The 12,575-nt window shown below is 38.4% G+C and carries 17 protein-coding genes; 13 read left to right on the top strand and 4 right to left on the bottom strand.

The features are described 5' to 3' along the window. Positions 1-5: 5 nt before the first annotated feature. Positions 6-524, top strand: a complete 519-nt coding sequence (locus G7Y65_RS08525; RefSeq protein ID WP_147161882.1) for a hypothetical protein — start codon at positions 6-8, stop codon at positions 522-524. Between the two features lie 137 nt (positions 525-661). On the opposite strand, the gene G7Y65_RS08530 is transcribed toward G7Y65_RS08525, so the two are convergent. Together G7Y65_RS08530 and G7Y65_RS08535 are read right to left on the bottom strand one after the other, a co-directional pair. Beyond that, a complete protein-coding gene (locus G7Y65_RS08530; RefSeq protein ID WP_043941720.1) occupies positions 662-937 on the bottom strand; it encodes a hypothetical protein in 276 nt (91 codons plus the stop codon). Positions 938-947: 10 nt separating this feature from the next. After that, positions 948-1,748 carry a ParA family protein gene (locus tag G7Y65_RS08535; RefSeq protein ID WP_165314806.1) on the bottom strand — a complete coding sequence of 267 codons (801 nt, stop codon included), beginning with the start codon at positions 1,746-1,748 and terminating at the stop codon, positions 948-950. Positions 1,749-2,070: 322 nt separating this feature from the next. On the opposite strand from G7Y65_RS08535, the gene G7Y65_RS08540 reads away from it, so the two are divergent. The 8 genes from G7Y65_RS08540 to G7Y65_RS08575 are packed head-to-tail and all read left to right on the top strand — an operon-like array spanning position 2,071 to position 8,067. Then, positions 2,071-2,409: a hypothetical protein gene (locus tag G7Y65_RS08540; RefSeq protein ID WP_131473548.1), complete on the top strand. Its 339-nt coding sequence runs from the start codon at positions 2,071-2,073 to the stop codon at positions 2,407-2,409. After that, complete coding sequence (locus tag G7Y65_RS08545; RefSeq protein ID WP_147161879.1) at positions 2,410-3,054, top strand: hypothetical protein; 645 nt, start codon at positions 2,410-2,412, stop codon at positions 3,052-3,054. Positions 3,055-3,083: 29 nt separating this feature from the next. Beyond that, on the top strand, positions 3,084-5,036 hold the full coding sequence (locus G7Y65_RS08550; protein WP_131473547.1) for a putative type IV secretion/conjugal transfer ATPase: 1,953 nt from the start codon (positions 3,084-3,086) through the stop codon (positions 5,034-5,036). Beyond that, the gene (locus tag G7Y65_RS08555; protein ID WP_147161877.1) at positions 5,037-5,255 is read left to right on the top strand and encodes a hypothetical protein; all 219 of its coding nucleotides are present in this window, start codon (positions 5,037-5,039) and stop codon (positions 5,253-5,255) included. 3 nt (positions 5,256-5,258) lie between these two features. Then, positions 5,259-6,488: a phage tail tip lysozyme gene (locus tag G7Y65_RS08560; protein WP_165314807.1), complete on the top strand. Its 1,230-nt coding sequence runs from the start codon at positions 5,259-5,261 to the stop codon at positions 6,486-6,488. A 9-nt stretch (positions 6,489-6,497) separates the two neighbouring features. Beyond that, positions 6,498-6,905, top strand: a complete 408-nt coding sequence (locus G7Y65_RS08565) for a thioredoxin family protein (protein ID WP_147161875.1) — start codon at positions 6,498-6,500, stop codon at positions 6,903-6,905. Between the two features lie 3 nt (positions 6,906-6,908). After that, the gene (locus tag G7Y65_RS08570; protein WP_165314808.1) at positions 6,909-7,496 is read left to right on the top strand and encodes a hypothetical protein; all 588 of its coding nucleotides are present in this window, start codon (positions 6,909-6,911) and stop codon (positions 7,494-7,496) included. Then, positions 7,468-8,067: a hypothetical protein gene (locus G7Y65_RS08575; protein ID WP_165314809.1), complete on the top strand. Its 600-nt coding sequence runs from the start codon at positions 7,468-7,470 to the stop codon at positions 8,065-8,067. The genes G7Y65_RS08570 and G7Y65_RS08575 overlap by 29 nt, the downstream gene beginning before the upstream one ends. Positions 8,068-8,231: 164 nt before the next feature. Here the strand turns inward: G7Y65_RS08575 and G7Y65_RS08580 are convergent, their stop codons facing one another. Together G7Y65_RS08580 and G7Y65_RS08585 are read right to left on the bottom strand one after the other, a co-directional pair. Further along, positions 8,232-8,681 (bottom strand): DUF3021 domain-containing protein, encoded by a 450-nt coding sequence (locus G7Y65_RS08580; protein WP_147161873.1) that lies wholly within the window; start codon positions 8,679-8,681, stop codon positions 8,232-8,234. After that, positions 8,678-9,121 (bottom strand): LytTR family DNA-binding domain-containing protein, encoded by a 444-nt coding sequence (locus tag G7Y65_RS08585; RefSeq protein ID WP_165314810.1) that lies wholly within the window; start codon positions 9,119-9,121, stop codon positions 8,678-8,680. Before G7Y65_RS08585 ends, G7Y65_RS08580 begins: the two co-directional genes overlap by 4 nt. Before the next feature lie 275 nt (positions 9,122-9,396). On the opposite strand from G7Y65_RS08585, the gene G7Y65_RS08590 reads away from it, so the two are divergent. The 4 genes from G7Y65_RS08590 to G7Y65_RS08605 all read left to right on the top strand — a co-directional run bounded on the left by G7Y65_RS08590 (position 9,397) and on the right by G7Y65_RS08605 (position 12,455). Then, positions 9,397-9,696, top strand: coding sequence for a hypothetical protein (locus tag G7Y65_RS08590; RefSeq protein WP_147161871.1), 300 nt, complete (start codon positions 9,397-9,399; stop codon positions 9,694-9,696). Between the two features lie 233 nt (positions 9,697-9,929). After that, complete coding sequence (locus G7Y65_RS08595) at positions 9,930-10,241, top strand: hypothetical protein (protein WP_165314811.1); 312 nt, start codon at positions 9,930-9,932, stop codon at positions 10,239-10,241. Continuing rightward, positions 10,241-11,353 carry a hypothetical protein gene (locus G7Y65_RS08600; RefSeq protein WP_165314812.1) on the top strand — a complete coding sequence of 371 codons (1,113 nt, stop codon included), beginning with the start codon at positions 10,241-10,243 and terminating at the stop codon, positions 11,351-11,353. Before G7Y65_RS08595 ends, G7Y65_RS08600 begins: the two co-directional genes overlap by 1 nt. A gap of 541 nt (positions 11,354-11,894) precedes the next feature. Then, on the top strand, positions 11,895-12,455 hold the full coding sequence (locus tag G7Y65_RS08605; protein WP_165314813.1) for a type IIL restriction-modification enzyme MmeI: 561 nt from the start codon (positions 11,895-11,897) through the stop codon (positions 12,453-12,455). Positions 12,456-12,575: the final 120 nt, after the last annotated feature.

Below are 12,575 nucleotides of genomic sequence, written 5' to 3' on the forward strand. Positions count from 1 at the left end.
TTAAAATGAGTAACAAAATGAAATGGTTTATTGGCATCATTGCAGTACTCGTGGTGGCGACGGGTGGTGTGTCATATGGTATCTATAAACATAATCAACCCTTATCAGATGAAGCTTTTAGTAAGTTGGAAATTGATGAACAATTTGAAAAAGCGCCGGCAGGTCATTATGTGCATTTGAGGAAGGACGATCCAACGCTGTATCGGACGACTTGGTCGGCAAAACAAATTAAAAAGTATTTAGTATATAAATTTGGACAAAAAGAAAATCACTTGCCAACCGGCAACTATAATGAAAAAACTAAATTAGGAACTAATCAATTATTTAACGATAAACACTTGGTGAATAAAGAAAAAGGATATGGTGAAATTGGGCGTATTGATTCTGCGCTATCTGACAACAGTAAGTTCAATGAAAATATGACCTATTATACTGATTTATCTTTTAATTGGTACTTTAATAGTCCCGAACAAGCACAAAAAGATCCTGATGTTAAAGAGTATGTCAATGATTTGATTCGTTAATGATACAATATACTTAAAAGTATACGTTTAAGTATAACTATAAGTATATGTAGTATTATACGATTACGTATATTTATCTATATGAAAAAGGCGTCCAACATGAATTCTGTGTTGAACGCCTTTTATTATGCACTTAATTAATCTTTTGATTGTTGATCTAAGATGGCTTGAAAAATTTCAACGGCAAAACTTGATAAACCGGTATAACCGTTTTGCTTCGCAAGGGCTGTTAATTCCTCTTTCATCGTAGGGGTCATTGTAATTGATACGGATTGCTTACGTTCACTCGTGGGTTTGGTATTGATATTAAGACTAGCTACTAAATCAGCAGCATTGTGTTGGCGAACGGGGTTTTGAGCAAAGGCCTCTTTCATCTGTTGGTCACTAGTAGATTGTTTTGAATTAAATGACATAAATATACTCCTAACTGTGTTGATTATCTTGCAAAGTTTGCGTCATGCGTGTGAATTGGGTTATTAACTGCTCTTTAAAACCGGGGTACTGTCTCAAGATACTAGCGGGCATCTCAACGACGGCTTGTTTTTGAGCGGTTGATTTGCGCATGATTTCACGGGCGTCAATTTGGGCAATGACATTTGGCATCGTTGCTAATGCTTCACGAAACTGGCGACTTTCAATAGTATTATGTTGGATTTTATTACCAACATAATAAACTTGGGCATCAATATCACTGACGCCCGTCCGGGGGTCAATACTGTCTTGTTGGTATTCGGTCATGCGGAGTTCAAATTGGGTTTTGAGCTGTTTAAAACCATACTCACTGGGTTCCAACGGCACGATGACGGCATCACTAACTGCAATCATATTTTTCGTGAGTAAACCAAATTCTGGATGGGTATCAATCAAAATGTAGTCGTAAGACTGGATAGTATCGACGTGTAGACGCATCCACTGCATCAATAAATATTCACGATACATTTTCGTTTGAATTAAGCCTTCAACGCGATCCAAATTGGGCGAAGCTGGCAATAAATCAATATTTTGGGCAACTGGTTGGATGACGGGTTCACCACCAATAAACACATCTAATAACGTATTTTCGTTGGTAATTAAATCATATGTGGCACTTAAGTTAGCCTGAAAATCACCATCGATTAATAGGACGTGATAATTGTGTTGTGCCAGCCAGGCAGCGTAATTAAAGACCAGCGTGGTTTTACCAACGCCACCTTTTGATCCAGTAAATGTCATAATTTGCATCATTATTTCCTCGCTTGTTTATTTGTCAAAATGAAAGTTTGGTTAGTTAATCAAAGAAATAATTTAACGCTGTAAACAGTATAACACCAGGCTTTTATTAAGTGTATACGTTACGTATATCTTTAAACATACTTAATATTATACGTATAAGTATACGTAAAATTACATTTATAAATATACTTAACCGTATAACAAAGCGTATACGGTTAAGTATAACGTTACATGCTTGATTTTTTCTTTGGGACACTTTTACATAGGCCTTAAAAAATTCGTTACGATAACGGTAGTTAATCAAAGAAATAAATTATTGAAAGGTGGCATTTTTATGCAAGGTTATAACTATCGTGAGTTTTCACCAGGTAACAACATCTGGAAAAAGCAACCACGACTTTTATTTTTAAATTTTGAACGACTAGCGGTATTAGGAGGCTTTTTCATGTTTACCTATATCATGCTATCCAAAGCGTTTTCATATCAATTGACGTTTTCAAAAGGCTTTTTTCTGGTGGTCATGGTGGTTACAGCAATTTACGCCATCTTACCAGCACCCAGCAATCCGAATAGTTTGGTGATTGATGAAGTCTTTGTACGCGGTCCTAAAACGGTCAGTTCACAAAGTCTGCACGGCTCAATGAAATGCATGCCGTTGGAAAAGGAGGATTAAATGGGGTTTAAACAACAAAAAAAGCACCAATTATCATTGAAACAAGTTGCTGAATTAAGGCGACCAAAAGTTGACCTGTTGGATTTATTACCGTTTAAACGTTTCGAAGGAGAGGATAATTTATTAGTGTTAGCCGGTAATGACAAACAAGATGCGGGTTACATGGATATGTTGACGATTTATGGTAAAGACTTAGATTTCGTCTATGGTGTCGGTTCCGAAGGAGCCTCAAATATTATTCGCGACTACCATTTGTTACTCAATACGTTTACCAGTGATTTTGATATTATCATCACACGAATGGCCGCTGAAACTACCATCCAACAACGGGCTTGGTTGGCTAATCGGCACGCAATTGATGCAGAAATGGCGCAAACCACAGATGCACGACGTTATCGGCAATTACAACTCCGCCATCAATTAGTCACGGATCAAATTGCCAGTTTACGCCACGTGGCCGAAAACGTGAAGCACCAAAGCTATACGGCTTTTATTTATGGTGAATCAGCAGCAGAAACCCGGACTGCCAGAGAAATCTTTATCAGTTCCGGTGGTCGTGCCATCACAGCCCAACCGATGTCATTAAAGCAAAAACAAACGATGTTGCAGATCTTACAAGATCCGACACAACAATTAAATCAATAAACAAGCAATAAATTAAAGGAGGCGTAAACATGAAAAAAAGTGTGGCAGCAAAACTACGCAATCAAGGTTATGATTTAGATTTAATCTGGCAGGTCCAAAATCCGAGTCCTACGATTTATCATTCTGATTATATTCATTTCGGTAATGGGGTCGGTACGATTGTCACCATCTATGATTATCCAAAAGAAACCCAACAACAAATGTGGTTCCGTAATTTGTTAGATACTGATAATACGATTACGATTTTGAAGGTTGGAACTGAATCACGGGCCAAAGTGGAAAAAGCCTTACAAGATGCAGCGAATGCCAATAATGCGATTTTAGGGGATAAGTGGCAAAACGATCAACGCAAGTTGTTGGCGGGTAATGAGTACCAACAAAACATGGCCGATTTGAATGATGCCTTAAATGGGCAAGAAATCTATAAACGCTTGTACGTGCGCGTATTATTTACAGAACGAACGATTGAAAAATTGCGCATGAAGCTAGATGATTTTCGACAACGTTTGAGTAATTATAAATCAATGGTCTATGCTGGCGAAATGGCTAATCATATGCGCCAATTCTTTATTCCAGCGATGAAGGTACAAGATATTGCGCTCAAAGATAAAGGCTTTCCCATGAAATCTTATTCATTGGCCGGCACTTATGCCTTTAACCAAACATTTTTGGCTGATCCACGAGGTGCCAATTTGGCCACGACTTTTCAAGGGGGTGAGGTCACCTTTGACCCCAGTCATTCGGATGGTAAACATCGTACCACGGCCTATAACTTAATTATTGGTGATTCTGGTTCAGGTAAATCAACCTGGATGCACCAGCAATTGGATCCGTTATTTGCTCGTGGCGACACGATTTGGTTATTCGATCGTACCCGCCGGTACTTTCCCCACATTCAACAGTTAGGGGGCCTAATTCTAACCATGGATGGTTCCCAAAACCGGGTAAATATCTTGCATGTTTTTGGCACAGTGCTAGATGAACATGGTCAAATTGATGTCATTAATTCCTTTTTACAACACTTAGAAAAGGTTAAAACGTATTATGCCACCTTAAATCCAGAAGCCGGTGTGGGTGAATTGAATCTATTCATGGATGAATTACGACGCTTTTATATTGAAGATCAAGAGATGTGGTCATATTCACCTGAAGATCACCCGGAAGAATTACGGATTATTGGATTAGATGCAAATGCCTATCCAACTTTGGAAACGTTTATTAGTTATCTACAGGCCCGACAACTAAATGCGCGTGACTTTACCGGTAATAACCGAGACCGCTTAGATAATATTGTCATGGTATTAAATAATCTTTTAAATCAATATGGCTCAAAAGTGAATGGTCATACGGATGTGCCTGATTTGTCAGACGAACAATTGATCATGTTTGATACGTCAGGTATGGCCGAATGGGAACCAAAAGTTTACGCTGCGCAATATTTTAGTATTATGTCGTTAATGAATGCTTATGTCGTCATGAATGGATACCAACAGTTAGCCCGAGAACAACGTGGTGAATTTACCAAGCAAACGGTTGCCAATGGAACGGCAGCACCGAAATACTTCTGGTGGATCCAGGATGAGGCTGATGACGTCATTAACTATACGAACCCGTTAGGCGTTTCGTTTGCCGATAAGATGATGCAACAACAGCGTAAGAATTACTTTGGCTTGTTTATGATTTTCCCTGGTTTAAAGAACGTATTACCGACTGGACAACAACAAGATTCAGAAGAAACCCGTGCGATGACCGACTTTTTCAATCGTTTCCAAAATCATCATATTGGCCGGTTACCAGAAGATGACAAAAATCGTTATGCCAGCGTGACGAGTCGTTCAGATGCCACGCCGGATCAATTAGATACGTTACCGATGTTACAAGTGGGACAATTCTTATTAATTCTGCGGGGTTACCAATCAATTTTTATTACAGCTTATCGGCCAACCGATGCCCAATTACGGATGTATGGTGGAGGTATCTAAATGAGTCAAAAAGAACATAATAAAAGCCGTTTAAATCCTTATAAACCCAGTACCATTCGGGTGGATGCACAACGGGATTATGAACATTATAAAGCAACAGGTGAATGGTCCAAAAAGGACCCGGCAGTGGTGAAACGCACACTGCGCTTATTATTAATCACTGTCGTGATTTTCTTAGTGTTGGGTATTATTTTGTTGCTGCAAGCGATTGGGGGTTAGCCGATGAAAAAAGCCATCACAATTTGGTTTTGGGTTAAAATCTTGGTGCCGATACTGCTTGTGTTAATTGGTTTATTATTCTTCTTTCTGGTGGTGATTAATCTGTTAGCCGGTGGCAGTAGTGATGATAGTCAAGTTTGCTACCCCAGTAATAACGACACTTCTGCTGGTGCCGGCATTGGTGGTGATTGGAAAGATAGTAAATCCAATACCCACAAAGCGATGCAAGCAGCAGCTGATAAATTTAAAAATGAGTTACATATGAGCGGCGATAACATTGCTGCAGCATTAGCGATTGGGTTACGTGAAAGTCAATTTAATCCCAAAGCTGAAAATCCGAGTGGACAAGTGAAAGGGATTTGGCAATGGGGTGCTGGTGGTGTAAATGGTAATCGATATAAAGACACGCAAGACAATGTTGATAGCCAAGTTAATTTAGCAATTAAAGAATTAAAGTCTAGTCATGCAGCCACCTTAACGCATATGCGTAATGCCGATTTAACGCATTCGTTAGAAGCATGGGACGTGCATTTTGAAGGTGTCGCCGCCTCGGACCCACAGCGTAAGTCAACACAAACCTTAGCGACAGCGCAAAGGGTTAAGCAGGTGTTTAAGTTAGACTTTTCCGGGAGCTTAACGGACCTCACCGGCGGTGATGCCACCACGGCTCAAGGTGGTGCCACATTGAACCCTAATAATTGTCCACCAGCAACTGGAACGAGTTCTGGGTTACCCATTAAAGGCCAGTACAATATCACGGGTGGTTATCCAAATTACCAAGGCGCCGGTGGTAGCCCACATTACGGTGTGGACTTTCAAACGGTGGGCGCCAAAGAAAATGGTGATGCCAGCAATGTTTATGCTGTTGCCGACGGTAAAGTCTATGCCAAAGCCGCTGATGCAACGGGTGGTAACAATGTCATTATTAAAAATAAAGATGGTAGCTACACCTATTATGGGCATGCCCCTTCACAAGACTCAATTGTTGTAAATAAAGGGGATACCGTCCATAAAGGGCAACATATCTCACACCAAGGTCAAACCGGTCTCGCAACCGGTGTGCATGTGCACTTTGGGGTTAATAAGAAGAAGCCCGCTTTCGCACCCCAATCAGATGGGCTCGTAAGTGGTGGCGATTATCTATCAAAAGTGCCCCGTAAAGCAGTTCCGGAAAAGGGGCAAACCGTACCTGCCGGACCATTTTCAACTGATCAAGATAAAGATAAAAAGTAGGGATTAAACATGAAAGTTAAACAATATGCAACTACCATACTCGCTTTGTTAGTGAGTATTGCGATTGCCGTTGGCGGTTACTGGACCTGGCGTAATTATACGTACCATGACACCAAGCAGCCCCAACAAATCTTACAGCAACAACAGAAAACACAGGATGACGTCGTGTTAATTTTTCATAAAACGGGTTGTCCAGATTGTCAGCAAGTGGTCCGGCAGGTGAATCAAGCCGTGCAAGCAGGCCAAGCCGATCACTACGTGATGGTGGATACCAAAGACTCAAACTTATATCAAAAATATAATGTGATTGAAGTGCCCACGGCCATTCATTTAAAGGCCGGTCAGGAAGTGGCCCGGTATGCAGGTGCCAATAATCCAGATCGTTTAGTTAATGTCATTAAAGCCACGAAGGAGTAAGCCATGGACAAACAAAAAGTTACGAAAGGGCTACTAAAACTAGTATTAGGGTTAAGCATAATCTTTGCGGTTCTGGCCTTTGTTTACGACCAAAAGCAGTCCCAGCAACAACAGACAACCCAACAGCAAGTCCAACAAGTCAAACACCAACAAAAAAATACCCAGCAGAAACGCCAAACCCAAGAAAAATTAGTTACTGATGCCGTTTATCAAAAGCGGGCGGTGGCGTTTTTGAATCGTGCGTTAGCGCGTGCCACGAAATCAGGTGATATTAGTCCTAAGGATGAGACTTATGGGAACGCCGATGCTTATACGGCGATTCAAGCAATGGCCGGTATGAATAGTGGCATGAAGCTAACGCAACATAAGTTACAATTTAACAAAATGGCCGATGGTGAAATTGTCGGTGACGGTCAGATTGAGATTGAAGCCTTTGGTATATCGGACGATAAAAAGGCCAAGACACGCCATGTCAAATCAAAATTTACTGTCTTATTAACCTTAGATCAGTATCAAGGTCAGTTACGCGTTGAAAGCATCAAGTTAGGGGAGGTGAAAGCAAGTGAAAACGCCAAAGATACCGTCTACTAAGTGGTTCTATTTGATTACTAGCGGGTTAAGTGTTGTGGCCATCGTGATGGGGTGTGCCTTCATGCTTAACGGGGCTAATCACCAAACTGAACGTCAGCAACAGCAAGCACACCTCAAGCAACAACAGACGCAACGTAAATTGTCAAAATTTGAACGAGAACGGCCACTGTATAGTCGGACGGAAGAACGGTTAGATACGTTTATGAGTGCTTACTTTAATTATGATGATCAAAAGGCCTATAATCAGCGCCGTCAAGCCGCTAAAAAAGTGGTGAGTCCCGCAGTTTATGATAACCGACGGTTATTTAAAGAAGATAAGTACAGTAAAACCCGGCAGTTAGGCTTACAATCGACGTTTGTCAAAAATCAAGTTGTGCCAACCAAAATTACCGATCAGCAACTAGAAGCAACCGTTTATACAACGCAAGAGTTAAACTTTGAAGATGAAGAAGGGCAAGATACCATCAAAGTCTTTCAGGTTACGTATGATGGTAAAACTAATAAACTGATTAAAATTGATCAACAAGGAGTCTTTAATATGGCAGTCGATAGCAACGAAGTGGGTGATTAAAGGAAAAGTAAGTTTATAAAATCAAAACAAAATAAGGTAGTAACCTTACCGAAAGAATTTTGACGGTAAGGTTACTACCTAAGAAGAAAAGTTGTTTAACTCTATAGGCTCGATTCACACTCATAAAATGTGAAGATCAAATATTGTATTTAATTTTTTATGGATTATCTGTTTTTTAATAAGCTATTAAGTTCTTTGACTTCTTGCTGTGCTTTATGCATAAAATTTGACCATAATATTATGTATGTAACTACAAATATGATAGTAAAGGTGATTAGCGCAGATATATTTAATGGAAACCAGCCAGCTAGGACTGCTAGTGGCGTAAAGATAATAAATGTTATTACAAAATGGAGAATTGTTTGATGAGTAATACTCCATTTGTCGACAGTGAATATTAATGAGGCACTTCTAAATAAAATGCCAGTGCAAGACCATAAAATAGCAGACACTGCTGTAGCCATTGTGTTAGTGGAAAAGTGGTTAACAAAGGTAGGTGCTGAGGGCACAAAGTGTGATGTTTGACCTATTAAAGAAAACGTTAGTGCAATTAAAAAACCAATGCAAATGCCAATAATTGTTCCAGATAGAATGATATTGATTATTTTTTTCATTTTAAAAGCTCCTTTCTAATTAATTGAGCATATCGTCTTGAAGTGTAAGTAACCGTACCATTTAATAAATTAACCTGATAATTTCCAGATTTGGTTAAATTAAATTCTTTAATTTGTGAAATATTAACGATTTCTGAATTTGAAAGTTGCAGAAATAGGGCGCTGGGTAAAAGCTCTTTCATTTCATAAATTCGTTTATTCAAGCGATAAGTATTATATTGGGTTTCACAAATAATGTTTTTGTTATCGGTATGGATACTGATAATTTGATATAGTGGGATGACGGTTCGCTTTTCGTTTTGGTAACCAATTAAAATTTCTTGATTGATAATTTTGTCAATGGCTTTTGCCGCCAAAATTAAATTATCATTTTTGTGAGAGCTATTAATTGAAATAGATGTCTCTGAGAATGATTTTGAAATATTAAATTTAATTTCCATAAGATCCTGTGCTCCTTTCAATTTATAGATTAGATTACTTATGAATAAAAATCTATATGTTTTGGATAATTGGTAGTTTTAAAGGACTAATCGGTAAATAAAGGTGGCTTAATAAGGGACTTAGACATTAATGGAAACAAATTATCCGTTCTTTTATCTAATGTACCTTGTTTGCAATGAAGATATCTCCCTAATTTTCTATGAATATCATGATTGCAATTTAATGAAATTCTGCGATGACAAAAGTTAACGGGAAAAGAAAGAGAGGGAAGTGCATGAATTGGATACCACACATTCTGGTTGCTGGTCAGGGAGATTTAAGTAGTTCAACAGCGCAAGAGCTGGGACACAAGTATTGGCAAAAATCGGTACAGAGGCATTACATCGTTGATTATGCAAAATATTTTAGTAGTTTAATTGCCTTAAGTGACTATTTGCAAGTGACGCAGGTGAACTTACGCTTGGCAATGCTTAAGGCTGACAAACAGGGTCAACATCAATTGACAATGAATGATCATATTATTCGTTTTAATAACAATGAAGGCTATCAATCATTTTTGAAGCTCCAATCATAATCGTATACGTAAAATTATAGTTTGTGACAATTAGTTAATGTGCCATACTAACTGTGGTAATTAGATTTCAAGAACAACCGTTCACTTGGTGCCGTGCACTGCCAAGTTGAGCGGTTATTCTTTTTTTAATGACTTAAAAATTTCTTTGGGACACTTTTACATAGGCCTTTAAAAATTCGTTACGATAGGGTTGCACTAGAGATAGTGACATTTAAATTTTTGGAGGTCAGACAATGACAACATATACAAAACCATGGTCACGCGGCTTCGTGACGGCAACGCTTAGTGTAGGGACAATACTATTAGCTAGTAGTCAAGCAACCTTAGTCCACGCAGCTGCTTTGGAAGAAACGGCTAAAAACACCGGTAGTAAAGTGATTACCTTTTTAATTTTGCTAACGGTTGTTTTAGGAGCGATTGGGGCTGCTTTAGGTATTGCCATGATGGCATCAGGTAATCAAATGCTGCATGCATCTGGTACGAAAAAAATCATGATTGTGCAACAGCTGTCGCAGATGCTGCTTCGGTTGCCACGCAACCGGTAATGCCAGCTGCAGCTACCGCCGATAGCACTTTAACCATTGCCAAACTTATTCAAGCCTTTCAAGTTAAAACTTCGTTTTTCAAAACGAAACCATTGGATGGAAAACAAACGGTGGTACCGGAAAGCGATGATTATGTTGACGTGATGATGGTACGCGAAACTAAAGAAGCAAATGTCTTCATGCAACAAACCGCCGATAAGGTGGCCGATGCTTACCGTGAGACACTGACGCAAAACATTGCTGATGTGCATGAAGATACACAAGCCATTGATGACCTGCTAACAACAGATTGGCAAACACCAATTAAACAACAGGTAACGCAACGTCATACGAAAGATTATGGCGATCGTTTGGACAATTCGTTAGCAGCTTTAGATAATGATTATCAACAAGCTGTTGCCGAAGAAGAACAACGTCATGAACAAACGTTAACCAAGCTTGAACAACAATTAGCCACTGATAAAGCCAAAACGACGGCTAAATTAACGGGTGATCGTGACCAAATTATTCAACATGAAATTGCCCAAATTATTACCACGCAAAAGCAATATATCGAGCAAGAAGTGCAACAATTGCGCTATAACCAAGCCAAATTTAAGCGCCACAAAGTGATCGACCAAATTGTGGCTGGGCAAAAGGAAGCTAATGATTTAATGACGAAAGCTTATCGGCAGTTATCGAGTGATTTAGAAGTATGCCGCCAAGATTTTATTAAGGAACATGAACATGCCTTAGCAATCCGTGAGGATTCAGATAAAGCCCAAGCTGAAAAGGAACGTCTTCAATTTGCGAATGCAGAAGTGCTTAATCTTGAGAAACGCCATGACCAATTGAAATCAGTTAAAATGGACCTGGAAGGCCAAATTGGCCAACTGCAAGCTGAATCATCTAAGTGGCAATTCCGTGCAGAAACGGCTCAAGAAGATTTGGAACGGGTTAAACAACAATTGGTTGAAGTTAATCAACAATATGAGCATCGTTTACAGAGTGATCAAGTCGATTTAGCCCAACACCAAGAATTGGCACAACAAGCCTGCCAAGCTAAGTTAGCCAAGTGGTTACATCCATTTAAAAATCGGCAAAAAGAAACGAAGCATGTCTCACAGCCGTGAGACGAATCACGTCATGCCTGGTGGTCAGTCTTAGATTGGCTGAGTTTCGAAATTTGTCGATATAATAATCTTGTGTGGATAGTAAAGTGCCACAAAAAATGGAGGGAATATGAATACGATAACATAGATAAATATTATGTAATACATTTTTAAAATTAGATTTAATATATGATATAATAGCCGCGTGGATTTACAGAAAATTAGATATACCTAGTTTTCATGACGCTTTAAATGGTAGTTATTAAAAGACATTCACTATAAATGAATGTCTTTTTGATTACGTAATGATTTTTTAAATCAACTTGTAAAAAAATATTCAAAAAGATAATTATGGAGTAGTATCTATGATAGAGTAGCCGATTTAGTAGTTGAATAAGTATTAATTAACCATGACGGAAGTTATTTATCAATTAACCTTCTGTAACGTGATTTAAAAACTGCTAGCCGATTTTTAATCGATATATTTCTTTATATGTGGTATTACTTTGTTCATAGTATCTAGAGAGTTGAATTGCCAATAAATATAGAAAGTTGTTATAAAATGACCCCCAATAAAAGATTAAACATTACAGAAATTGAAGATAATATATCTAAATTAGTTACAGTGAATAATAAAGAAAAATTCATTATTGAATTTTTAAATAACTTCGCTATCCCTCAAACTTCTATTACCCGTGCTAATCGAAAATTTCAAGAGGGAGAGCCTTTTACAATTAAAAATAAGCTATATTATTTTGAAACCGAAGATGATGTTGTTAAAGGTGTGGATGCAATTCAGCAAAAAATTAAAGGCGAGAAATCTAAGCCAAGATTTATTATCGCTAATAATTTTAAAAATTTTGCTGCATTTGATACTAAGACAACAGCAACTCTCAACATTTTATTTACAGAGTTGCCTCAGAATGCAGACTTTTTTTTACCTTGGAATGGGATAGAGAAAACGGATTATCAAGCGGAAAGTCTTGCAGATCGAAAAGCGGCCGAACGATTTGCACGGCTTTATGACGTTTTAGCTAAAGACAATCCTAGTGCAGATGAACATACTTTCAACTTATTTTTAACTCGTATACTATTTGCTCCTATCCTAGTATTTGGTACATAAATTTCTGAACAGTTGTGCCATAATTAATAAAACAAGATAGGAGCATTCCAATGAAACGATATCAAGATGATTTTAAAGCCAGCATTGTGAAGATGCATCGTGAAGAGAAAAGATCTATTC

Origin of the sequence: Weissella sagaensis (genome assembly GCF_010306265.1) — a bacterium.
Taxonomy (GTDB): Bacteria; Bacillota; Bacilli; order Lactobacillales; family Lactobacillaceae; genus Weissella; species Weissella sagaensis.